The sequence below is a fragment of the Stenotrophomonas sp. YJH_SMC_40 genome (assembly GCF_059368615.1).
Genome location: NZ_JCAFRX010000006.1, coordinates 83512 through 105565, shown reverse-complemented (window position 1 = coordinate 105565; position 22054 = coordinate 83512). Strand labels below are relative to the sequence as shown.

Genomic DNA, 22054 nt, shown 5'->3' with positions numbered 1-22054 from the left:
GGCGCCGCAGCGCCCCCATCTGGCAGCCATGAGCCTGCCACTGACCGACTTCATCGACCGCGCCCAGCGCCTGTTCGTGCTGACCGGCGCCGGCTGCAGCACCGCCTCGGGCATTCCCGATTACCGCGATAGCGACGGCCAGTGGAAACGCACGCCACCGGTGACCTACCAGGCCTTCATGGGCGAGACGGCTACCCGCCAGCGCTACTGGGCGCGCAGCCTGCTGGGCTGGCCGCGCTTCGGCCTGGCCCGGCCCAATGGTACCCACCAGGCCCTGGCCGCACTGGAAAGCCGTGGCAAGCTGCAGGTGCTCCTGACCCAGAACGTGGACGGCCTGCACCAGCGCGCCGGCAGCCGTAACGTGATCGACCTGCATGGCCGCCTGGACCTGGTGCGCTGCATGGGCTGCGAGCGCCGCAGTGGCCGCGAGGACTTCCAGCAGCGCCTGCTGGACGCCAACCCCGGCTGGGATGCGCTGGAGGCCGGCGTCGCGCCTGATGGCGACGCCGACCTGGAGACCGATTTCTCCAGCTTCGTGGTACCCGGGTGCCCGCACTGCGGCGGGGTGTTGAAGCCGGACGTAGTGTTTTTCGGCGAAAACGTGCCCCGCGAGCGGGTGGAGGCGGTGCACGAGCACCTGCAGCAGGCCGACGCCGTGCTGGTGGTGGGCTCGTCGCTGATGGTCTATTCCGGCTTCCGCTTCGTGCAGGCGGCGGCCAAAGCAGGACTGCCGGTGGCGGCGTTGAACCGTGGCCGCACCCGTGCAGACGACCTGCTGCAGTTCAAGGATGAACGCGATTGTGCTGAGGCGCTGGCGTCGGTTATCGAACCATCGGCTGGGTAGAGTCGACTGTCAGTCGACTCTACAGGCCACCCGCCGCCGCGAAACAGCGATCCATCCAGATGGTTGATCCCGGAGCCGTGCGGCGGTGCAATACGCATCCCCTACGTCGTCCATCACTGTCTTGAGCCAGCTGTTTTCGCCGATCTCGTTCGGCCCCCTGACCCTGTCCAACCGCATCGTCGTCGCGCCGATGTGCCAGTACTCCGCCGAAGACGGCCGCGCCAGCGACTGGCATGCCATGCACCTGGGCAACCTCGCGCAATCCGGCGCCGGCCTGCTGATCCTGGAAGCCACCGCGGTCGAGCCGCGTGGCCGCATCAGCTGGGCCGACCTGGGCCTTTGGGATGACGGCACCGAGGCCGCGTTGGCACAGGTACTGGCCAGCGTTCGCCGCTGGTCGCCGATGCCGCTGGGCATCCAGCTCGGCCATGCCGGTCGCAAGGCCTCGGTGAACCGCCCTTGGGACGGCGGTGGCCAGCTGCCGGCCGACGATGCGCGTGGCTGGGCCACCGTGGCGCCGTCGCCGCTGCCGTTCCACGCCGCCGATCCGGCACCGCAGGAACTGGACGAGGCCGGCATCGCCGAGGTCATCGCCGCCTTCGCCGCCAGTGCGGTGCGTGCCGAGCGCCTCGGCTTCGAGCTGATCGAGCTGCATGCCGCCCACGGCTACCTGCTGCACCAGTTCCTGTCGCCGCTGAGCAACCGTCGCACTGATGGCTACGGTGGCTCATTGCCGAACCGCCTGCGCCTGCTGGTGGAAGTGTTCGACGCCGTGCGTGCGGCGGTTTCGGACAAGGTCGCCGTGGGCGTGCGCATCTCCGCCAGCGACTGGGTCGATGGCGGCTGGGATCTGGTGCAGAGCGAAGCGCTGGCCCAGGTGCTGGACGCGCGCGGCTGCAATTTCCTGCATGTCTCCAGCGGTGGCCTGGACGAACGCCAGAAGATCACCGTCGGTCCGGGCTACCAGGTGCCGTTCGCGGCAGCGATCAAGGCCAAGGTGCGCATGCCGGTCATCGCCGTGGGCATGATCACCGAGCCCGAGCAGGCCGAATCGATCCTGCGCCATCGCCACGCCGATGCCGTGGCCCTGGCGCGCGGCATCCTCTACGACCCGCGCTGGCCGTGGCATGCCGCTGCCGCATTGCGCGACAGCGTGGAACCGGCGCCACAGTACCTGCGCTGCGAGCCGCGCGATGCGCGCGGCGTGTTCAAGACGCGCTGAGGCTCACACCCGCCAGGCCGGCGCGATGCCGGCCTGAAGGTGTTCGAACAGCGCGCGGATCTTGGCGGTGAAATCGCGGCGGTCGCTGACGCAGAAGTAGACCTCCATCGGTTCCGGGCGCCACGCGGTGTCGGCGTCGAACACCGCCTGCAGGCGGCCCTCGCGCAGGTACGGCTCGGCCACGAATGCGGCCAGCCGGGTGATGCCGGCACCGGCCGCCGCCAGCGTCGCCAGCGCATCGATGTCATCGCAGACCATGCTCGGTGGCAGCGCGGCGTCCACGCGCTGGCCGTCCTTCAGCAGGCCCCAGCGCAATGGCCGGCCATCGGTGGGGAAGCGGTGCAGCAACCCGCGATGACCGCCCAGATCGGAAGGCTGTTGCGGGGTGCCGTGCGCCTTCAGGTAGGCCGGCGAGGCACAGAACACGAACGGAACACGCGCCAGCTGCCGCGCGACCACCCCATCCTCCAGCTGCGCCCCGATGCGGATGCTGGCATCCACCGCTTCCGGCCCATGCTGCACGGCGCGGTCGGTCAGGCGCAGCTCCAGCTGCAGTTGTGGGTAGAGCTGCTGCAGTGAAGGCAACAAGGGGGCAAGCACGTGGCGACCGAAGGCGCTGCTGCTGGCGATGCGCAGCGGCCCGGCCGGTTCGATGTCACCGGCGGTGACCATCGCCTGCGCGCGCGCCAGGTCGGCTTCGATGTGGCGCACCTGCGCCAGGTACAGCGCGCCGGCCTCGCTGAGCGCCAGCTGCCGCGTACTCCGGTTCAGCAACCGTACGCCCAGATGGGCCTCCAGCCGGTTGATGTTCTGGCCGACCGCGGTGGCGCTGATGCCAAGGATGCGGGCCGCGGCGGCAATGCTGCCGGTCTCTGCGGTGCGGGTGAAGCTGCGGATCAGTTGCAACAGGTTCATGACCGACCAGCTTGCCACGGGAAGGTCCAAGTATCGCTTGGTACTGAACCAAGCAGGCCGGTTGCACCCGTGATCATCCGGCCGCTGGGCAGGGCGCTGCCCTACACTGTAGCGATGCGCCCCGATTCCATTCTTACCCTGTCCTGCCCCGACCGCACCGGCATCGTCTACCGCGTGTCCGGCCTGCTGTTCGACCACGGCTGCAACATCCTCGACGCCCAGCAGTTCGGCGATGAGGAGAGTGGCCGCTTCTTCCTGCGCGTGCACTTCGACCGCGATGCCGGCCTGCCGCTGGAAACCGTGCACGCGGCCATGGCCACGCTTGCCGAGGGCTTCGGCATGGACTGGCAGCTGCACGATGGCCGACGCCGCGCGCGGCTGCTGGTGCTGGTCAGCAAACAGGGGCATTGCCTCAACGACCTGCTGTTCCGCGCCCACAGCGGCCAGCTGAAGGTGGACATCGCAGCAGTGGCGTCCAACCACGCCGACTTCGCGCCGCTGGCGGCGTCCTACCAGGTGCCGTTCCACCACCTGCCGGTGACCGCCGATACACGCGCGGTGCAGGAGCAGCAGATCATCGACCTGGTCGAGCGCGAGCGCATCGACCTGGTGGTGCTGGCGCGCTACATGCAGATCCTGTCACCCACGCTGTGCCGCGCGCTGGCTGGCCGTGCGATCAACATCCACCACAGCTTCCTGCCCAGCTTCAAGGGCGCGCAGCCGTACCACCAGGCACACGCGCGTGGGGTCAAGATCATCGGCGCCACCGCGCACTATGTCACCGAGGACCTGGACGAAGGCCCGATCATCGAACAGGACGTGGCCCGCGTGGACCATGCGATGGCACCGCGTGAACTGGTGCGGCTGGGAAGTGATACCGAATCGCTGGTGCTGGCACGCGCGGTTCGCCGCCATGTGGAGCACCGCATCCTGCTCAATGGGCATCGCACGGTGGTATTCCGGTAATCGCCCATCCCGCGTCCGCCGGGCATGGCGCGGCGCTACCACGGTTGCTATCCGGTAGTGCCGGCCGCTGGCCGGCAACTGCAGAGATCCCGAGGTTGCCGGCCAGCGGCCGGCACTACCGAATCCTGATTTCATCCAATGAAAAGCCCCCGGTTCGGCCGTCCCGCGATCTGTAGGGGGGCGTAGTTAGGGGGCTGGATGAATCGATTGTGTTGTTGTGGGCAGGAGCGCGCAAGCGGCATAAGCGACGTGCGCGGTAGCGCCGGGCCATGCCCGGCGGTCACGCCTCAGACGATCGCGATCCCCGCCTTGCCCAGCGCCTCGCGCACCATCGCGTCATTGGCTTCGGTCACCGGCCGGGTCAGCTCCCACAGGAACTTCACCCGGAAGCCGGACTTCACCGCGTCCTGCGCGCTCCACAGCACGCAGTAGTCACGGGCCAGGCCGCATACGTGCACTTCGCGGATGCGGCGTTCATGCAGCCAGCCGGCCAGGCCGGTGGCCGGGCGCTCGCCATCGGGGCCGTGGTTCTCGCGGAAGGCGCTGTACGAATCCACCTGTTGGCGCATGCCCTTGCGCAGGATCAGGTCGGCCACGGTCCAGTCCACGCCCGGATGCAGGGCGGCACCGGCGCTGCCCTGCACGCAGTGGTCGGGCCACAGGGTCTGCGGCTGCGCATGCAGCAGGATGGTCTCGAACGGACGCTGGCCGGGGTGCTGGCTGGCGAACGAGGCATGGTCGGCCGGGTGCCAGTCCTGTGTTGCCACCACGGTGCGGTAGCGGCGCTGCGCCAGCAGATCGGCAATGGGTGCCACCAGCGCATCGCCCTGGTCGCAGGCCAGGGCGCCACCGGGCATGAAGTCCGGCTGCAGGTCGATCACCAGCAGGGCGACATCGGCGGGCAGGGCGGTCATGGCAGTTCCGGTACAACAGAAGGGGCGACCAGCGTGGCCGCCCCATGCCTGCACGTCAATCGTCCTGCGGCGTCCCAGCGTCCTGCCCGTAGTACAACAGGCCGATCTTGATCCGCTCGCGGCCATTCTCGCGGCGATGGTGGTTGGCATCGCGCAGCGAGTACACGCAGCCGCAGTATTCCTGCTGGTAGAACTGCTCGCGCTTGCTGATCTCGATCATGCGGCTGGCACCGCCGCCCTTGCGCCAGTTGTAGTCCCAGTACTGCAGGCCTTCATAGCGCGAGGCGGCGCGGATGCCGCAGTCGTTGATCTGCGCCATGTTCTTCCAGCGCGAGATGCCCAGCGAAGAACTGATGGTGTCGTAACCGTGCTCGTGCGCGTACAGCGCAGTGCGCTCGAAGCGCATGTCGAAGCACATCGTGCAGCGGATGCCGCGCTCGGGCTCGTTTTCCATGCCGCGTGCACGGCTGAACCAGTTGTCGGTGTCGTAGTCGCAGTCGATGAAGGGAATGCCGTGCTGCTCGGCGAAGCGGATGTTCTCCTGCTTGCGCAGCTCGTACTCCTTCACCGGGTGGATGTTGGGGTTGTAGAAGAAGATCGCGTAGTCGATCCCGGAGGCGGTGATCGCCTCCATCACTTCGCCGGAACAGGGCGCGCAGCACGAATGCAGCAGCAGGCGCTTGCCGTCGGCGGGCAGGGTCAGGGTGGGGCGTTGGAGCTCGGTCATCGTCAGGTACCGCATGGACCGCCGGCAACGGCGGTGGCCCATGCATCAGCGCGTGGGTGAACGGGTCTGGCCGGATACCGTGAACAGGACGCGCGCGGCCACACCGCCTGCACGCGCAGGACGACGACGGCCCCGGCAACCTCCCCGCGGAGATTCCAGGTCGAGTCAGGGGACGGTCGTGTCCCCCGGCCGGGGCCGGTATTCGGGCTGATGGACACGGGCCGCAGCCCACCTACTACCCGCCGCTTCCCAGGCGCGAGCCCAGTGCTGTTGGCAGGATTCGTTTCCATTCACCGCTGCGGGGCAGCTCCGGAATGGACGCGCGAGGCGCCTTCACCGGATTCCCGTTTAAATCCCTCCCCGCGCCGCAGCGATGGGAGGGATACCTTCGGCGTGTGCAAGGTGGACCTGTTGGTGGCGCCGGTCAAGAGCGCAGGGGGCAGAGCCCGCTGCGCTGCAACGGGATCCGACCCCGGTCGGGATGCACCTTCAATGCCCCACGGCCGCCCGCGTGCGGATGTCGTCCAGCCGCTGGTCGTGCAGCAGGCGGCCGTTCTCCCACACGGTCACCATTGCGTCCTCGAAGCCGTCCGGCAGGGTGTCGTCGCCATTGGCCGGCAGTGGCACCGTATGCAGGCTGCCATCGTCCAGGCGGCGCAGCAGGCGCATGCGGCCACGCTTGCTGGCCTTGCCGGCGTCGGTGACCGGATCCTTGTAGACGTCGATCCACTCGCCCTCGACCCGTGCGGCCGAGCACTTCAGCGCGAACTTCTGCGTATCGCGGTCCAGCCGCTGCAGCAGCGCACCGCCCATGCCGAAGGCCACGTTGTCGGCGGCGTAGCCGTTGTCGGTGATGCGCTGCAGGATCGCGCGGATGGTGTCCGGATTGATGCCATCGCCCTGGATCACCCGCACGTGGTTGAGCACGCGATAGCCCTTGCCGTTGATCGCGTGGCCGAAGGCTTCATCCAGCCGGCGCAGGCTTTCGGCCACCACCTCCACCGGGTCACCCGAGTCGGGACGGATGACCAGGGTGGCGCCCGACGCGATCACGTCATCGCGCAGGGTGGTGCCCCAGTGTTCGCTGATCGCGCGGTAGATGTCATAGCTGTCCGACACCACCGCCACGATCGAACCGGGCTTGCCGAACTGGCGCAGCATGTTGCGATAGGCGTCCACCTCGCGTTCGCGGCCCCAACTGGTGATGGTGCTGTGCTCGGCGGCCGGAATCGAATAGCCGGCCATCGGCGCGTGGTAGTGCGCGCGTGCCAGGCACAGCGCCGACACGGTATCGGTGCCGAGGAAGTTGACCAGGTGCGCGGCACCGCCCAACGCGGCCGATTCCAGGCTCGATACACCGCGCGCGCCGAAGTCGTGCAGCTTGAACGGCAGCTGCCCCTGCGGGTCGTCGCTGGTCTGCTGCAGGAACGCGGCGATGGTCTGCCGTGCGTGCCAGCTGATGGTGGCCACGGTGACCGGATACCACACGCGCAGCAGCAGCGTTTCCAGGTACGACGGCACCCAGAACGCAGCCGGATCGGTCGACTCGATGGTCATCAGTGCCTGGTGGGTGGGCACCACGCTGCCCTCGGGAACGGCGCGGATGCGCACCGGCAGGTGGCCGCCAAGCCGGTCGACGATATCGCGCCAGCCGGCCTCGTTGAACGGTTCGCCGTGCGCGGCGAATACCGCAGCAGCGTCGTCGATGTCGGCGTGGGTGACCGGTCGTGCCAGCGCGTCCTTGAGGATCGCCTGCAGGCCGAAGAACACCGTGCGATCGTGCAGGCCGCCACGTGATTCGACGTAGAAGAACGTGGCATCGGTACCCGGCGGGTACTGCAGCCAATGGCTGGCCTTGTAGCTGTCGGTGTTGAGGAGAAGATTATCGAGGTAGTGCATGACGGAAGCTCCTTCGCGTCGAGTGACACCAGCGGTCTATCCGCCAGTGGGGAGGCCGGGCCTGTCAGCCGCGGCCGAGGAAATACTCCAGGATGTGCAGGTGGTCTTCGAACAGCTGCGGGCCCATGTCCAGGGCTTCGCTCACCGGGATCCAGCGCGCCTTGTCAGCGTCATCGCCGCCGCGCACCGGCGGCAGGTCACCGGCCGGAAACTCGAAGTGGAAGCCGTGGGTGATGGTGCGGCCGCGCTGGCTGCGGTCGGGGTGGTCGAAGACCTGCTGGCCCTTCAGCGAACCCTTCAGCACCGGCAGTGGAATCTTCAGCCGGGTTTCCTCGCGCAGTTCGCGCAGGCAGCTGTCGAGCAGGCTCTGTTCCTGGCCGACGAAGCCGCCGGGCAGCGCCCACAGCCCCTTGCCGGGTTCCGAGCGGCGACGCACCAGCAGCACGTGGCCTGAATGCACCACCACCGCATCGGTGGTGACGAAGGTGGGCGCGTAGGGCGCATCCTTCCAGGCGGCCTTGTACTGTTCGATGAAGCGGTACTCGGCCACCAGCTGGCCATAGGCAGGCGCGCTTTTGCGGAACGCTTCAAGCATGTCGTACACCGGCCCCGGCACATTGCCACGCAGCATCAGCAGCGCACCGTGGAAGTCGACGTCGCCGGCTTCGAACAGGTAGCGCCGCAGCTCGGTGGCCGACAGGGTGGCGGTGTGCTGCACGTCCACCAGCGGCCACTGCGGGAACTCGCGCAGGTAGTAGCTGGACGCGTCCTTGTCCATGCCGATCAGGCCCACCTTCGCATCGGCGGCGGCGCCGTCGTTGCGCAGGGCTTCAGCCACCTGGCGCTGCACGTTGGCGATCCACTGCGCTTCGTTGTACAGGTGGTCACGCAGCGGGCGGATCAGCAGACGGTCGGTGTGGCCATCGAGGGCGGCCTGGATCATCACGGCGCGTTCGGCCACGGTCCAGGGATTGCGCAGGCTGCGGGGGGTATCGGCAGAGCCGACCAGGAAGATCAGCTTGCGGGCCCGGCTCAGGGCCAGGCGGGCAACGGCGGCGTGGCCGTTGTGGAAGGGCTCGAATCGCCCGATGAAGACGAGATAGTCGAATTCCATGAGAATCCCTCATGTCGTTGTGGCAGCCGCGGGTCTGTCCCTTGGCTTGCTGCAGATGCTACGCCGATGGCGGGGCGGGTCAAGCCTGCAGCCGTGCTTTCTGCTGAACGGCGCATTGCGTGCGCGGACTGCGCCGTTGTTCTCAGGCCCTGAGAAGCCCCTGCGCCATACTGGCACCCACGCGGCGGACGGCATGCTCGGGGGCAAGACAGTGGCGGACAAGTACTGCGATCTGGTCATGAAAGGCGGCATCACCAGCGGCATCGTGTACCCCAATGCGGTACTGGCGCTGGCGCGCGAGTATCGCTTCAAGAGCATCGGCGGCACTTCGGCCGGCGCCATCGCCGCCGCCGTGGCGGCTGCGGCGGCCTGCGGTGATCGTCGCCAGCAGGCCGGCGAGCACCTGCCCGGCGATGCAGGCTATGGCGGGTTGTCGGCGGTGTCGGCGCAGCTGTCGCGGCGCGGCTTCATCTACAGCCTGTTCCAGCCCGCACGCGGCGCACGCGCGGCCTATCGCCTGCTGGTGGTGCTGACCGGCAATGCCAGCCTGCCGCACAAGCTGCTGTGCCTGGCCGTTGCCGTGTTCGAGATCGCGCCGCTGGAAGTGCTGGTGTCGCTGGCGCTGCTGCTCGGCCTGGGCTGGTGGGGCGGTGGTTGGAGCGGGGTGGCGGCCACGCTGCTGCCGTCGCTGCTGTGTGCGTACGGTGCGGGTGTGGCCGGTGCCGCGCTTCGTGTGGCACGCGTGGCGCGACGCAATCTGCTGGGCCTGTGCAGCGGCCTCGGCCGCGATGCTCGCACGCCGGCACTGACCGAGTGGCTGCACGAATGCCTGCAGCAGTTGTCCGGCAAGCCGTTGGATGCACCGCTCACCTTCGCCGACCTGCACGATGCGCCGCGCTATGCCGGCGAGCCGGACAGCCCGCATGCGATCAGCCTGCAGATGATCACCACCTGCGTGTCGCACAACGAGCCGCGCACGCTGCCGCTGGGCGGCGCGCAGTTCTGGTTCCTGCGCGAGGAATTCGAGCAGCTGTTCCCGGCCAGCGTGGTGCAGTGGCTGGTGACGCAGGCCGGCCCGCCGCTGGAGGTGGAAGGGCGGCAGTACTACCACCTGCCGCCGGGCCCGAAGCTGCCGGTGCTGGTGGCCACGCGCATGAGCCTGAGCTTCCCGCTGCTGATCAGCGCGGTGCCGCTGCATGAACCCTCACGCCGCGAACGACGCTGCGAGCCGACCGCGCCGGCGGCCGACCCCGAGCACAACGTGGCCGACAGCATGGAAGGGCTGACCAGCGCCGGGCAGGCTTGCGGCCCGGTGATCACCGCCTTCCGCATCTGCTGGTTCTCCGATGGTGGCATCAGCAGCAATTTCCCGATCCATCTGTTCGATGCCGCGTTGCCGCGCTGGCCGACCTTCGCCATCAATCTGGTCTACCCGCAGCACGCCGAAGAGGTGAACCACGGCAGCAGTGGCCGCCAGTCGCTGGAGCACGCGGTGTTCCTGCCCACCGAGAACCGACACGGCTGGCAGCGCACCTACCAGTCGATCGCCACACCGCTGGCGGCCGCCGAGCTGGGCCGCTTCATGTTCGCGGTGGTGGCGACCATGCAGAACTGGCGCGATCTGCTGCAGGCGCGCGCGCCGGGTTACCGCGACCGCATCGTGCACGTCAGCCTGCAGGGCGACGAGGGCGGCATGAACCTGGACATGCCGCAGGAGGTGCTGACCCGCATCGCCGACAAGGGCAGCCTCGCCGGTGCGCGCTTCTGTTCGTTCTCGTTCGAGAATCACTACTGGATCCGCTGGCGCAACCTGGCCTCGGCCTACCAGCGCTACACGCTGGAAGTGGCACGCACCGATGATCCGGCGCAGCAGGTACTGGCTTACCGCGCGGCGTACGCGATGGTTGCCCGCGGGGAACCGGCACCGCCGTCGTACAAGCTGGGCTCGGAAGACAAGCGGCTGGCCTCGCAGCAGCTGTGGGGGTTGATGGTCGAGCAGGGACGTACCTGGGAAGACCTCGGCCCGGACCTTACCGACGGAGCACCGCGTCCGCTGCCGCAGATGAAGGTCACGCCGATCTACTGAGCCGGCAGTAGATCCACGCCATGCGTGGATGCATTTCGCGCAGGGCCAGAGCGTGCCGACCAACGGTCGGCACCCACCATCAGCATCAGCATCAGCATCAGGTTCCAGCAGCAGGAGGAAACTGTCGAAGGCGGGGTGGTGTCGGATTGCGGGGTGTCCGCGGCATGGATGCCGGGGGGGCACTTCAGGGACGGGTTCACGGCGTCCCCGCAATCCGACACCGCCCCGCCATCCCACGGAAAGCCCGCTGTTGCTTTTGAGGTTGCCGGCCAGCGGCCGGCACTACCGCAGGTGCAGGGCGCAGCCCTGCCGAACCAACCCTACCGCCCCGGCAACTGCGCGAACGCGCGCTGCATGCAGTCCTCGCGCGGGCACACCCGGCAACCCGGCCCGATCGACACCGAGTTCCCCGGGCTCTGTACATCCAGCCCCAGCGAATACACCAGTCGTTCGGCGTGCTGCAGGTCGCAGCCCAGCGCCACCGCGAAGGTCTTGCGTGGCTGGCCATGGCCCACCGGCCCGCTGCTGACCTGCCGCGCCAGCCAGAAGTGGCGCCGCCCATCGGGCATGCGCGCGGTCTGGGTGAGGATGCGGCCGGGCTGGTTGAACGCCTCGTAGACGATCCACAGCGGGCACGACCCTCCCACCTGCGAGAAGTGGAAGTCGGTGGCCGAATGGCGCTTGGAGACGTTGCCGGCGCGATCCACGCGGATGAAGAAGAACGGCAGCCCGGGCGCGCTGCGCCGCGCCAACGTGCTCAGCCGATGACAGACCGCTTCAAAGCCCACGCCGAACTGGTGCGCCAGCAGCTCGATGTCGTAACTGCTGGCCTCGGCCGCACGCAGGAAACGCATGTACGGCATCACCAACGCACCGGCGAAGTAATTCGACAAGCCAATCCGCGCCTGCGCGATGCGTGCCTTATCGGTAAAGCCAGCGCGCGCCACTACCGCATCGATCTGCGGCAGGTAGCCGTGAAGGGCCAGCTCGGCCGCCATCTGGAACGCCTGCTGGCCGGGCTCCAGGTAATCGGGCAGCCACAGCCGCCGCGCACCGGCATCGTATTGTCGTTTCTCGCGCCCGGCCTGCAGGGCGGCCACTTCCACCAGCACGCCATGGCGGTCGGCCAGCAGCTGGCGCAGCCGCGGTGCCACATGCCCGGGTGACAGCCCCCACTCGGCGAACAGGCGCTCGGCCAGCTCGTCCAGCTCGGGAATGTGGTTGTGCATGCGGTTGAAGAACTCGCGTACCTGGTCGCCGGCCGGCAGTGTGCTGCCGGCACCGGGCTCGCCCAGCTGGAACTCCAGCGCGGCGGCATGCTCGCGCAGCGCCAGGTGGCGGCGGTGCAGGTCCAGCAGTGCGCGGCTGACCTGCGGCAGGTTGCCGGCCAGGGCGCGCAGCTCGGTCGCGCTGACGTCGGCCAAGCCGAGGTCGCGCAGGGTCTCGCCCAGTGCTTCCTGCAGGGCAGCGGGTTCATCTTCGTCGAACAGTGAGGAAACATCGCCCAGTACCTCGCCCAGCTTCTTCTGCACGGCCGGGGTGAGTGGGCGTTTGTTGCGCTCGATCTGGTTCAGGTAACTGGCCGACAGGCCCAAGGCGCGGGCCAGGTCCACCTGGCTGTAGCCGCGCTGCTCGCGCAGCCGTAGCAAGCGCAGGCCAAGCTGCCGCTGGGTGGCTGAATTATTCACAGAATTAACATGAATCGTCTGGCGTGTTGGCCAGATTAAGCGGATTCAGCCCGGAAATCGAGTCGGTTGCTGTGAATAATGCCAAGCATCTTTCGCACCCCGTGGGATTGTCGTCATGACTGTTGCAGCGCCCCGTATCCGCATGCTGATCGATGGCCAGTTCGTTGAATCGGCCACCTCCCACTGGCAGGACGTGATCAATCCGGCCACCCAGGACGTGCTGGCCAAGGTGCCGTTCGCCACCACCGGCGAAGTGGACGCCGCCGTCGCCGCCGCCAAGGAAGCCTTCAAGACCTGGCGCAAGACCCCGATCGGCACCCGCGCGCGCATCTTCCTGAAGTACCAGCAGCTGATCCGCGAGAACATGAGCGAGCTGGCCCACATCCTCACCGCCGAACAGGGCAAGACCCTGCCGGACGCCGAAGGTGATGTGTTCCGTGGCCTGGAAGTGGTCGAGCACGCCGCCGCCATCGGCAACCTGCAGCTGGGCGAGCTGGCCAACAACGTGGCCAATGGCGTGGACACCTACACGATCATGCAGCCGCTGGGCGTGTGCGCTGGCATCACCCCGTTCAACTTCCCGGCGATGATCCCGCTGTGGATGTTCCCGATGGCGATTGCAACGGGCAACACCTTCATCCTCAAGCCGTCCGAGCAGGACCCGATGGTCACCATGCGCCTGGTCGAGCTTGCCCTGGAAGCCGGCATTCCGAAGGGCGTGCTGAACGTCGTCCACGGCGGCGAAGAAGTGGTCAACGCGATCTGCGACCACCCGGACATCAAGGCCGTGTCGTTCGTCGGCTCCACCCGCGTCGGTACCCACGTCTACAACCGTGCCTCGCTGGCCGGCAAGCGCGTGCAGTGCATGATGGGCGCCAAGAACCACGCCGTGGTGCTGCCGGACGCCAACAAGGAACAGACCCTCAACGCAATGGTCGGTGCCGCCTTCGGTGCCGCGGGCCAGCGCTGCATGGCCGCCTCCACCCTGGTGCTGGTCGGTGAGGCGCGCAACTGGGTGCAGGACCTGGTCGAAAAGGCCAAGACGTTGAAGGTCAGCGCCGGCACCGTGTCCGGCACCGACGTCGGCCCGGTCATTTCCTGCAGCGCCCGCGAGCGCGTGGAAGGCCTGATCGCCTCGGGCGTGGAGCAGGGCGCCAAGCTGGTGCTCGATGGCCGCAAGCCGCAGGTCGATGGCTTCGAGAAGGGCAACTTCGTTGGCCCGACCATCTTTGCCGGTGTCACCACCGACATGCGCATCTACCAGGAAGAAATCTTCGGGCCGGTGCTGGTCATCCTCGAAGCAGAAACGCTGGAAGACGCCATCGCGATGGTCAACAGCAACCCGAATGGCAACGGCACCGCACTGTTCACCCAGTCCGGCGCGGCCGCGCGCAAGTTCCAGGAAGACATCGACGTCGGCCAGGTCGGCATCAACGTGCCGATCCCGGTGCCGGTGCCGCTGTTCTCGTTCACCGGTTCGCGCGCCTCCAAGCTGGGTGACCTGGGCCCGTATGGCAAGCAGGTGGTGCTGTTCTACACCCAGACCAAGACGGTCACCGCGCGCTGGTTCGATGACGAGACGCTGAGCCACGGCGTCAACACCACGATCAGCCTGAAGTAACGGCAGGAGCAGCCATGAGCCACTCGATGACGACGGAACTGGAAGAAGCGCAGCAGGCGTACCGCGAGGCGGCGCGCGACTTCGCACAGGCCGAACTGGCGCCGCACGCCGCGCAATGGGATGCGGAGGGCATCTTTCCGCGCGAGGCGATCGCCAAGGCCGGTGAACTGGGCTTCTGCGGCCTGTACATGGACCCGGAAGTGGGCGGCAGCGGCCTGAGCCGACTGGACGCCGCCGTCGTCATCGAGGAGCTCGCCAACGTCGATCCGTCGACCGCGGCTTACATCAGCATCCACAACATGGCCTCGTGGATGGTGTCCAGGTGGGGCCAGCCGGCCCTGCGCGATGCGTGGGGCACCGATCTGTCCTCGGGCCTCAAGCTGGCCTCGTACTGCCTGACCGAACCGGGTGCGGGTTCCGATGCGGCCTCGCTGAAGACCACCGCCGTGCGCGATGGCGACTTCTATGTGCTGAATGGCTCCAAGGCCTTCATTTCCGGCGCCGGTGCCACCGAGCTGCTGGTGGTGATGGCGCGCACCGGTGGTGCCGGTGCCGGCGGTGTCAGCGCCATTGCGGTGCCGTCGGACCTGCCGGGCATCAGCTTCGGCCGCAAGGAAGAGAAGATGGGCTGGAACAGCCAGCCCACCCGTGGCATCACCTTCGAAAACGTCCGCGTGCCGGTCAGCCACCTTCTGGGAGAGGAAGGCGGCGGCTTCAAGCTGGCGATGAAGGGTCTGGACGGCGGCCGCATCAACATCGCCGCCTGCTCGCTGGGTGCCGCGCAGGGTGCGCTGGATGCCGCACGCCGCTACATGGGCGAGCGCCGCCAGTTCGGCAAGGCGCTGGCCGAGTTCCAGGCGCTGCAGTTCAAGCTGGCCGACATGGTCACCCAGCTGGTCGCCGCCCGGCAGATGGTGCACACCGCCGCGCGCAAGCTCGATGCCGGTGCCAGCGACGCCAACGTGTGGTGCGCGATGGCCAAGCGCTTCGCCACCGATGCCGGCTTCAACGTCTGCAACGAAGCGCTGCAGATCCACGGCGGCTACGGCTACATCCGCGAATACCCGATCGAGCGCCTGCTGCGTGACTGCCGCGTGCACCAGATCCTGGAAGGCACCAACGAGATCATGCGGGTGATCGTTGCCCGTCACCTGCTCAACACCGAAGAGGAACTGCGATGAAGGATTGGCGTACCCAGGAGCACGTGGGCCTGAAGGTGGAGGTGGATGGTCACACCGCCGTGGTCACCCTGAACAACCCGCCGGCGCACACCTGGACCGTGCACAGCCTGTCGGCGCTGCGCGACCTGGTGGGTGCGCTCAACGCAGACCGCGACATCTACGCGCTGGTGATCACCGGTGACGGCGAGAAGTTCTTCTCCGCCGGTGCCGACCTCAACCAGTTCGCCTCCGGCGACAAGGCCGCTGCACGCGAGGCCGCGCGCCGCTTCGGTGAAGCCTTCGAAGCGCTGTCCGGTTTCCGTGGCGTGTCGATCGCCGCGATCAACGGCTACGCCATGGGCGGTGGCCTGGAATGCGCACTGGCCTGCGACCTGCGCATCATCGAAGACCACGCCCAGGTGGCGCTGCCGGAGGCCACCGTCGGCCTGTTGCCGTGTGCCGGTGGCACCCAGAACCTGCCGCGCCTGGTCGGCGAGGGCTGGGCCAAGCGCATGATCCTGCTGGGCGAGCGCATCAATGCCGAGACCGCACTGCGCATTGGCCTGGCCGAAGAAAAGGTCGGCAAGGGCGAAGCCAAGGCACTGGCCCTGGAATGGGCGAAGAAGGCCGGCAAGCAGAGCCCGACCAGCATCGCCGCCTGCAAGACCCTGGTGCAGTCCACCCGCACCGGCACCCACGCCTCGGCGCTGGTGGCCGAGCGTGAAGCCTTCGTCGACCTGTTCGACACCGCCGACCAGGTCGAGGGCGTGACCGCCTTCCTGGAAAAGCGCACCGCGCAGTGGAAGAACGCATGAGCATCGACACCGCTGCCGACGACGCACCGGTGCTGTTTGAGGAGCGCGTGGCCGGCAACGGCACGCGCATCGGCATCGCCACGCTCAACGCGCCGCGCACGCTCAATGGTTTCTCGCTGCCGATGGCGCACCTGCTGCTGAAGCAGCTGAATGCCTGGGCCGATGACGACGGCATCGCCATGGTGGTGCTGCAGGGTGCCGGTGAGAAGGCGTTCTGCGCCGGCGGCGACCTGCACAGCCTGTACAAGAGCATGGTCGCCTTCCGCGAGGCTGGCCGCAGCGACATCCGCGAGAACGACTACGCCGCCGAGTTCTTCGACGTTGAATACCGCGTCGATCATCTCATCCACACCTACGCCAAGCCGATCCTGTGCTGGGGCCATGGCATCGTGATGGGCGGCGGCATCGGCCTGATGTCCGGCGCCAGCCACCGCGTGGTCAGCGAGCGCTCCAAGCTGGCCTTCCCGGAAATCACCGTTGGCCTGTTCCCGGATGTCGGTGGCAGCTGGCTGCTGCCGCGCGTGCCGGGCAAGGGTGGCCTGTTCCTGGCCCTGACCGGCGCACTGCTCAACCCGGGCGATGCCATCTACGCCGGCCTGGCCGACGTGCACGTGGCCGAAGAACGCCGCAGCGCGGTGTTCGATGCGCTGCTGCAGGTGGCCTGGTCGGGCGATGCCGCACACAACCACGAACGCCTGACCCATCTGCTGCAGTCGCACGCCAGCGACGCCGCCACCGGCCCGTTGCTGGCCAATGCGGCGCAGGTCGAGGCGCTGTGCAAAGGCGATGACCTGCAGGCCATCGTGGCGCGCATTGCCGGCCTGCAGACCGACGACGCCTGGTTGCAGGCCGCACAGAAGACTCTCGCCGCCGGTGCACCCGGTTCGGCACGGTTGGCGTACGAACTGCAGCGCCGCAGTGCCGGCCAGGATCTGGCCGCGATCTATCGCCTGGAGTACATCGTCGCGCTGCATTGCGCCGCCCACGGTGATTTCGCCGAAGGCATCCGCGCGTTGCTGGTCGACAAGGACCGCAATCCGCAGTGGAACCCGGCCACCCTGGCCGAGGCCACCGGCGCGTGGGCCGACACCTTCTTCGCTTCCCCCTGGGCCGATGCCGCGCATCCGCTGGCCGACCTGGGCACTCCCCTTGTTGAAAGGAGCCTTGCATGAGCCGCATTGCATTCATCGGGTTGGGCAACATGGGTGGCCCGATGGCCGCCAATCTGGTCAAGAACGGCCACAGCGTGCGCGTGTTCGATCTGGTCCCGGCCGCGGTGCAGGCCGCCGTTGACGCCGGTGCCAGTGCTGCGTCGTCGGCGCGCGACACCCTGACCGATGCCGAGGTGGTGATCTCGATGCTGCCGGCCAGCCGCCACGTCGAAGGCGTGTATCTGGGCGACGACGGCATTCTTGCCGCGATTCCGGCCGGCGCACTGGTCATCGACTGCAGCACGATCGCACCGGCCAGCGCCCGCAAGGTCTCCGAAGCCGCTGCCGCACGTGGCCTGCAGATGATCGACGCGCCGGTATCCGGCGGTACCGCCGGTGCCCAGGCCGGCACCCTTACCTTCATCGTCGGTGGCGAAGAGGACGCGCTGGAACGCGCGCGCCCGGTGCTGCAGGCGATGGGCAAGAATATCTTCCACGTTGGCGCCAGCGGCGCCGGCCAGGTCGCCAAGCTGTGCAACAACATGGCGCTGGGCGTGATCATGGCGGTGACCGGTGAAGCCATCGCGCTGGGCGTGGCGCACGGCCTGGACCCGAAGGTGCTGTCGCAGATGATGGCGGTCAGCACCGGCCGCAGCTGGGCCACCGAAGTGTGCAACCCGTGGCCGGGCGTGCTGGAAAACGCGCCTGCGTCGCGCGGTTACAGCGGCGGTTTCGGCAGCGATCTGATGCTGAAGGACATGGGCCTGGCGGTGGAAGCGGCGATGAGTGTCGGTGCCTCGATTCCGCTGGGCGAAGTGGCCCGCAACCTGTACTCGATGAACCACCAGGCCGGCCGCGGCAAGCTGGATTTCTCCAGCGTCGTGCAGCTCATCACCAGCGAGAAGTGACCTGGTAGTGCCGGCCGCTGGCCGGCAACCTCATGCCCCCTGTGGGACAACGAAGGTGGGATGGGCGGATGTTCGGTTTCGACCGGCATCCGCCCATTTTTTTGCTCTTTACGTTGGTAGTGCCGGCCGCTGGCCGGCAGCACCCCATCAGGCAACGATCAGCGTCACGTCGATGTTGCCGCGGGTGGCATTCGAGTACGGGCACACGATGTGCGCCTTCTGCACAAGCTCTTCGACCTGCTCGCGCGGCACGCCCGGCACGTTGATGGTCAGCTCGGCTTCGATGCCGAAGCCGGTCGGGATCTGGCCGATGCCCACTTTGCCGGTCACGGTGGTGTCGGCCGGCAGCGCGACCTTGGCCTGGCCGGCCACGAACTTCAGCGCGCCCAGGAAGCAGGCCGAATAGCCGGCGGCGAACAGCTGTTCGGGGTTGGTGCCCGGGCCACCGGCGCCGCCCAGCTCGCGCGGGGTCGACAGCTGGATGTCCAGCACGTTGTCGGAGGAGACGGAACGGCCTTCACGGCCGCCGGTGGAGGTGGCCTGGGCGGTGTACAGAACCTTTTCGATGGACATCGGGATGCTCCTGGTCAGTGGGTGGGTACTGCGTTGGAGCCTACTTTGCCCGCTTTCCGCGTACGTTGGGTTGCAGGGCGTACGAAAAACTTGATCGATCGTCCTGTTGGCCTAGATCGTCCACTCGCGGTCGGTGGTGAACATGATGGTCAGCCAGCGGTCCGGCGAGGCCTCGCCCAGCGCGTCGCCGATCTCGTCGCGCAGCTGGTCCCATTCCACCAGCGGCCGCGGTGGGTCGTTTTCCGGCACCACGAAGAACAGCTCGATCTGCTCACCTCGCCCCACCTGCGCCACGTAGCTGCGGTGCTCGACGAAGCCATGCTTGGCCACGATCGCGCGTGCCACGGCATCCACGTGCGCCTGCAGCTCCGGCGGGGTGACCAGCAGGATGCCGGCCAGCGCCCGGCGCACGGTGCCGAGCGGGGCGATCATCACCAGCACGCAGACGAAGGCAAGGATGGCCGGGTCGATGTACGGCCCGACCCAGGCCCAGGACGTGCCCTGCACCAGCACGCCGCCGAGGAAGGCCAGCAGGTAGCAGGCCGACATGCTGGCCGCGATCACCCAGTTCTTCGCATCCAGTGCGATGAACTCCGAGCCGATGCGGCGGTTGGCGCGCAGGATGAACCAGGCCAGTGCGCCTTCGCCGACGATGGACAGCCCGGCGAAGGCGATGGCCGGGCCCAGCGCAATGTGGCGGCCCCCGGACATCAGTGCATCCACCGCATTGACCAGGGCATACAGTGCCGCACCGATCATCAGCGTGCCGCTGACCCCCAACACGATCGGCTCAAGGTGCCAGAAACCCATGGTGAAGCGCTGGTTGAGCCTCGACTGCAACGCATCGGTCTGGGTGGACAGCGCGATCAGGCGTGCCACCAGCAGCGACAGCCAGGTCATCACCACGTCGATCAGGCCGTAGATGCCATCGAAGATGATCAGCGAGGAATTGGCCAGCAGGCCGAATACCACTGCTGCGGCGGCCAGCAGCAGCGAGGCGGCGATCGACAGGCGCAGCACGCCCTGTTCGGTGGCGGGGTCGAAGAACTGCGGGCGGTGGGTGGCCATGGCCCGATTGTAGAGCGGCGGCATGCCTCGCTGCCTTCCGCTGTCTGGCAGCGTCGCAGAACGTTGAGGACATCGACGAGAGGCCCAGCGAGCGTGATCGCGAATGCGCCGCCCAGGGCATGGCCAACATGGTCATCGAATTCCTCGGCCGCATGCGGGATATGCAGCGCTACGATGCCGATGACACGCAGGTCTACCGCGTGCGTGGGCAGGTGTTCTTTGCCTCGGCCGGCCCTCTGGGTGCGGTGTTCGATTATCAGCACGTGACGCCGAAGGTGCAGATTGATCTGCGCGACGCCCACCTGTGAGACCTGACCGCCTGAGGCGGCAGTGTTTCAAGAAGCAGACCGCCTATGGATGGCGGGTACTGATCACTTGGGGAAAGCTCCGGACGGACTTATCTGTCGTCAAAGCGTCGACGCGATCAAACCGGATCGACTACACCGCGAGGCCGACTACCTCGAAGCGTGAGCACGCGCCCGGGCGCAAGACCTCACATTTGCGACAATCCTCGACGCACCTCAACCAACGCCCCCGTCGGCCTCAAACCGACGAGGGGTGAGCAAGGCAATGGCACTCGCAGGCCCGTGGGCCCGCTCTCTTACGCCATCATGGCCCGCGGGCCGTGCTGCTGGGTCTGCTGGTCGATCTTCTGCTGCTCGCGCTGCTGATCGCTCACCTGCAATGCCCGCTCGCTGTTTTCCTGCACGCTCTGGCGCATCGCGTCCGCCGTCGATACCGGCGCGGTATTGCGGTTCAACGCGCTTTCGTCGTGCAGTGCATTGGCCTGCACCGCGCGCGCCATCGAGCCATCCTGGTTCAGCTCAACGCGATCAACCCGGTACAGGCCGGCACGTGCAGCTTCCACGGTAAGCGCAGCGGCCAGCTTCTCGCTGTGCTCGCCGGAGGGCAGGCCACGCGTTTCCTCGGCGAACTTCACCTGCACCAGGGTCTCGGTGTACAGCCAGTTCTGCGGGCTGCGCGGGTCGGACATCGGGTACACCGTCTCGCGCGCAGGCTCGGCCGCGGCCTGCTGTTCCGGGGTGCTGCCCCGTGCCTGCGCACGCTGCTGCACTTCATTGGCCAGCGCCTGGCGGGTTTCCGCATCGGCAATGCCGGTCGTGGGCAGGCCATGCTGCTGCTGGAAAGCGTTGATCGCATGGCGGCTGCCACCGCCCAGATAGCCATCGCTGCCGATGGCCTGGCCCTTGGCGTCGGTCAGCCCGAGCGCGGCCAGGTTGCCCTGGAGTTCGCGCGCGTCGCGGTCGATCGCGGCCAGCGTGGCTGGCCCGGCCTTGCCGTCCACCGGGTCCAGATTGTGTGCGCGCTGGAAGTCTTCCACCGCCTTGCGGGTGGTGGCATCGAAGCGCCGGTCCGGATTCAGCGTCTGCTGGCCGCCAGCACTGGCATAGCCCAGCGTGACCAGATTGCTCTCCAGCTTCAGCACGTCACGGCCGCTGGACCCTTCCTTCAACGTCTGCGAACCGGCCTGCTGGCGCGGTGCGCCGATCTGGTCCAGCGCCACCTTGATGTCCGCATCGTTGTGTTCACCGGCGGGCGAGTAGTCGCGGCTGCTGACCTTGGCATGGGCGCGGTCCATTGCGTCCTTGTTGTTGGCGTAGGCATCTTCGTAGCGCACGGCGATGTCGCCGGCCTTGGGCGCGTCGAAGTACTGGTAGGTCTCGCGGATCTGCCCGGCCTTCGCGCGCAGCGCCTCGTAGTCACCGCCTTCTTCAAGCACCTTCTGCAGCTTGGGCAGCTGGCTGGGCAACTGGTTGGCGGTCTTGGCGATCAGGCTGATCGCTTCGAAGCGGTTTTCCTCGGCGATGCCGCTGCCGTGTGCGTCCACCATCGCCATGCCGATCCGGGTGGCGTTGCGCACCTGCGGGTAGTCGATGTTCGCGTGGATCCACTGCTTGCCCTCGGCCGAACCGGCCCAGGCGTTGATGCTGTCGCGCGTGTTGGTATCGATGAACTGGATCGAGCTGCGCCCGCTCAGGCCATTGCCGTGGCTGAGCAGGTCGCGGCGCAGGCCGGCGTGGTCCTGGGTGAAGGGCAGGTTGTGCGCCTTGGCATAGGTGCTGGCCTGATCGATCACGGCGTCGACATAGGTCGTCTCGCCCGCCTTCAGTGCGTGGCCGTCGATGGCGCCCAGCGCCCACTCGCCGCGCTGGCCGAAGTCGACCTGGATCGCGCCCAGGCTGTAACCGCTGTTCTGCGCGACTTTGTTCACCGTGCCCCAGTGCGGTTCGGTCACGCCCTGGGTGATGCCGGCGATGGCCAGATGGTAGGAGGCGGGACCCCCTTCGGTACCACGGCCGACGGCGAAATACACGGCGCCGGAGGTGGCATCGAGATCATGGGTATCGATGTTGGTTGGCAT

19 protein-coding genes and 1 riboswitch are annotated in these 22054 nt (G+C 67.6%); of the genes, 10 read left to right on the top strand and 9 right to left on the bottom strand.

Translation table 11 applies throughout. The features are described from left to right. Positions 1-28: 28 nt before the first annotated feature. Both AC5P6X_RS13045 and AC5P6X_RS13040 read left to right on the top strand, forming a co-directional pair. A complete protein-coding gene (locus tag AC5P6X_RS13045) occupies positions 29-844 on the top strand; it encodes an NAD-dependent protein deacetylase (protein ID WP_049449367.1) in 816 nt (271 codons plus the stop codon). Between the two features lie 121 nt (positions 845-965). Further along, positions 966-2066 carry an NADH:flavin oxidoreductase/NADH oxidase gene (locus AC5P6X_RS13040; RefSeq protein ID WP_005411935.1) on the top strand — a complete coding sequence of 367 codons (1101 nt, stop codon included), beginning with the start codon at positions 966-968 and terminating at the stop codon, positions 2064-2066. Positions 2067-2069: 3 nt separating this feature from the next. Here the strand turns inward: AC5P6X_RS13040 and AC5P6X_RS13035 are convergent, their stop codons facing one another. After that, on the bottom strand, positions 2070-2981 hold the full coding sequence (locus tag AC5P6X_RS13035) for a LysR family transcriptional regulator (protein ID WP_049449369.1): 912 nt from the start codon (positions 2979-2981) through the stop codon (positions 2070-2072). Between the two features lie 114 nt (positions 2982-3095). Between AC5P6X_RS13035 and purU the strand changes: the two genes are divergently transcribed. Further along, positions 3096-3947 carry a formyltetrahydrofolate deformylase gene (gene purU, locus AC5P6X_RS13030; RefSeq protein ID WP_005411937.1) on the top strand — a complete coding sequence of 284 codons (852 nt, stop codon included), beginning with the start codon at positions 3096-3098 and terminating at the stop codon, positions 3945-3947. Positions 3948-4234: 287 nt separating this feature from the next. On the opposite strand, the gene pncA is transcribed toward purU, so the two are convergent. The 4 genes from pncA to AC5P6X_RS13010 all read right to left on the bottom strand — a co-directional run bounded on the left by pncA (position 4235) and on the right by AC5P6X_RS13010 (position 8601). Continuing rightward, on the bottom strand, positions 4235-4861 hold the full coding sequence (gene pncA, locus AC5P6X_RS13025) for a bifunctional nicotinamidase/pyrazinamidase (protein ID WP_108269914.1): 627 nt from the start codon (positions 4859-4861) through the stop codon (positions 4235-4237). A 55-nt stretch (positions 4862-4916) separates the two neighbouring features. Beyond that, entirely contained in the window at positions 4917-5603 is a 687-nt protein-coding gene (locus tag AC5P6X_RS13020; RefSeq protein ID WP_425523930.1) for an epoxyqueuosine reductase QueH, read from the bottom strand. A 161-nt stretch (positions 5604-5764) separates the two neighbouring features. Continuing rightward, positions 5765-5994: riboswitch (cobalamin riboswitch) on the bottom strand. A gap of 83 nt (positions 5995-6077) precedes the next feature. Then, a complete protein-coding gene (locus AC5P6X_RS13015) occupies positions 6078-7487 on the bottom strand; it encodes a nicotinate phosphoribosyltransferase (protein WP_088436827.1) in 1410 nt (469 codons plus the stop codon). A gap of 64 nt (positions 7488-7551) precedes the next feature. Beyond that, positions 7552-8601: a bifunctional nicotinamide-nucleotide adenylyltransferase/Nudix hydroxylase gene (locus tag AC5P6X_RS13010; RefSeq protein ID WP_049449375.1), complete on the bottom strand. Its 1050-nt coding sequence runs from the start codon at positions 8599-8601 to the stop codon at positions 7552-7554. Between the two features lie 193 nt (positions 8602-8794). Between AC5P6X_RS13010 and AC5P6X_RS13005 the strand changes: the two genes are divergently transcribed. Next, positions 8795-10687: a patatin-like phospholipase family protein gene (locus AC5P6X_RS13005; RefSeq protein ID WP_329757197.1), complete on the top strand. Its 1893-nt coding sequence runs from the start codon at positions 8795-8797 to the stop codon at positions 10685-10687. A gap of 320 nt (positions 10688-11007) precedes the next feature. Here AC5P6X_RS13005 and AC5P6X_RS13000 read toward each other — a convergent pair whose 3' ends face one another. After that, positions 11008-12375, bottom strand: coding sequence for a helix-turn-helix domain-containing protein (locus tag AC5P6X_RS13000; protein WP_262091040.1), 1368 nt, complete (start codon positions 12373-12375; stop codon positions 11008-11010). Positions 12376-12490: 115 nt separating this feature from the next. Here AC5P6X_RS13000 and AC5P6X_RS12995 point away from each other — a divergent pair, with 115 nt between their 5' ends. The 5 genes from AC5P6X_RS12995 to mmsB are packed head-to-tail and all read left to right on the top strand — an operon-like array spanning position 12491 to position 18030. Further along, the gene (locus tag AC5P6X_RS12995) at positions 12491-13996 is read left to right on the top strand and encodes a CoA-acylating methylmalonate-semialdehyde dehydrogenase (protein ID WP_012478809.1); all 1506 of its coding nucleotides are present in this window, start codon (positions 12491-12493) and stop codon (positions 13994-13996) included. A gap of 14 nt (positions 13997-14010) precedes the next feature. Then, the gene (locus AC5P6X_RS12990) at positions 14011-15177 is read left to right on the top strand and encodes an acyl-CoA dehydrogenase family protein (protein WP_329757198.1); all 1167 of its coding nucleotides are present in this window, start codon (positions 14011-14013) and stop codon (positions 15175-15177) included. Then, positions 15174-15971 (top strand): enoyl-CoA hydratase, encoded by a 798-nt coding sequence (locus AC5P6X_RS12985; protein WP_005411946.1) that lies wholly within the window; start codon positions 15174-15176, stop codon positions 15969-15971. Before AC5P6X_RS12990 ends, AC5P6X_RS12985 begins: the two co-directional genes overlap by 4 nt. Next, positions 15968-17143 (top strand): enoyl-CoA hydratase/isomerase family protein, encoded by a 1176-nt coding sequence (locus tag AC5P6X_RS12980; protein WP_187757506.1) that lies wholly within the window; start codon positions 15968-15970, stop codon positions 17141-17143. Before AC5P6X_RS12985 ends, AC5P6X_RS12980 begins: the two co-directional genes overlap by 4 nt. Then, entirely contained in the window at positions 17140-18030 is an 891-nt protein-coding gene (gene mmsB, locus AC5P6X_RS12975; RefSeq protein WP_043035424.1) for a 3-hydroxyisobutyrate dehydrogenase, read from the top strand. Before AC5P6X_RS12980 ends, mmsB begins: the two co-directional genes overlap by 4 nt. A gap of 147 nt (positions 18031-18177) precedes the next feature. On the opposite strand, the gene AC5P6X_RS12970 is transcribed toward mmsB, so the two are convergent. Beyond that, on the bottom strand, positions 18178-18603 hold the full coding sequence (locus AC5P6X_RS12970; RefSeq protein ID WP_004153735.1) for an organic hydroperoxide resistance protein: 426 nt from the start codon (positions 18601-18603) through the stop codon (positions 18178-18180). A gap of 111 nt (positions 18604-18714) precedes the next feature. After that, complete coding sequence (locus tag AC5P6X_RS12965) at positions 18715-19695, bottom strand: cation diffusion facilitator family transporter (RefSeq protein WP_005407688.1); 981 nt, start codon at positions 19693-19695, stop codon at positions 18715-18717. Between the two features lie 95 nt (positions 19696-19790). Here AC5P6X_RS12965 and AC5P6X_RS12960 point away from each other — a divergent pair, with 95 nt between their 5' ends. Then, on the top strand, positions 19791-19979 hold the full coding sequence (locus tag AC5P6X_RS12960) for a sulfate transporter (protein ID WP_239667405.1): 189 nt from the start codon (positions 19791-19793) through the stop codon (positions 19977-19979). Between the two features lie 293 nt (positions 19980-20272). Here AC5P6X_RS12960 and AC5P6X_RS12955 read toward each other — a convergent pair whose 3' ends face one another. Next, the gene (locus AC5P6X_RS12955) at positions 20273-22054 is read right to left on the bottom strand and encodes a peptidoglycan-binding domain-containing protein (protein ID WP_149500630.1); all 1782 of its coding nucleotides are present in this window, start codon (positions 22052-22054) and stop codon (positions 20273-20275) included.

What these genes read in the sequence shown, in the direction of transcription:
- AC5P6X_RS13010 (WP_049449375.1), bottom strand. Translation starts at nt 8,601, where the DNA reads ATGGAATTCGACTATCTCGTCTTCATCGGGCGATTCGAGCCCTTCCAC.
- AC5P6X_RS12965 (WP_005407688.1), bottom strand. Translation starts at nt 19,695, where the DNA reads ATGCCGCCGCTCTACAATCGGGCCATGGCCACCCACCGCCCGCAGTTC.
- AC5P6X_RS13015 (WP_088436827.1), bottom strand. Translation starts at nt 7,487, where the DNA reads ATGCACTACCTCGATAATCTTCTCCTCAACACCGACAGCTACAAGGCC.
- AC5P6X_RS12985 (WP_005411946.1), top strand. Translation starts at nt 15,174, where the DNA reads ATGAAGGATTGGCGTACCCAGGAGCACGTGGGCCTGAAGGTGGAGGTG.
- AC5P6X_RS12980 (WP_187757506.1), top strand. Translation starts at nt 15,968, where the DNA reads ATGAGCATCGACACCGCTGCCGACGACGCACCGGTGCTGTTTGAGGAG.
- mmsB (WP_043035424.1), top strand. Translation starts at nt 17,140, where the DNA reads ATGAGCCGCATTGCATTCATCGGGTTGGGCAACATGGGTGGCCCGATG.
- AC5P6X_RS12995 (WP_012478809.1), top strand. Translation starts at nt 12,491, where the DNA reads ATGACTGTTGCAGCGCCCCGTATCCGCATGCTGATCGATGGCCAGTTC.
- AC5P6X_RS13020 (WP_425523930.1), bottom strand. Translation starts at nt 5,603, where the DNA reads ATGCGGTACCTGACGATGACCGAGCTCCAACGCCCCACCCTGACCCTG.
- AC5P6X_RS12990 (WP_329757198.1), top strand. Translation starts at nt 14,011, where the DNA reads ATGAGCCACTCGATGACGACGGAACTGGAAGAAGCGCAGCAGGCGTAC.
- AC5P6X_RS12960 (WP_239667405.1), top strand. Translation starts at nt 19,791, where the DNA reads ATGGCCAACATGGTCATCGAATTCCTCGGCCGCATGCGGGATATGCAG.
- AC5P6X_RS13045 (WP_049449367.1), top strand. Translation starts at nt 29, where the DNA reads ATGAGCCTGCCACTGACCGACTTCATCGACCGCGCCCAGCGCCTGTTC.
- purU (WP_005411937.1), top strand. Translation starts at nt 3,096, where the DNA reads ATGCGCCCCGATTCCATTCTTACCCTGTCCTGCCCCGACCGCACCGGC.
- AC5P6X_RS13005 (WP_329757197.1), top strand. Translation starts at nt 8,795, where the DNA reads ATGCTCGGGGGCAAGACAGTGGCGGACAAGTACTGCGATCTGGTCATG.
- AC5P6X_RS12955 (WP_149500630.1), bottom strand. Translation starts at nt 22,054, where the DNA reads ATGCCAACCAACATCGATACCCATGATCTCGATGCCACCTCCGGCGCC.
- AC5P6X_RS12970 (WP_004153735.1), bottom strand. Translation starts at nt 18,603, where the DNA reads ATGTCCATCGAAAAGGTTCTGTACACCGCCCAGGCCACCTCCACCGGC.
- AC5P6X_RS13035 (WP_049449369.1), bottom strand. Translation starts at nt 2,981, where the DNA reads ATGAACCTGTTGCAACTGATCCGCAGCTTCACCCGCACCGCAGAGACC.
- pncA (WP_108269914.1), bottom strand. Translation starts at nt 4,861, where the DNA reads ATGACCGCCCTGCCCGCCGATGTCGCCCTGCTGGTGATCGACCTGCAG.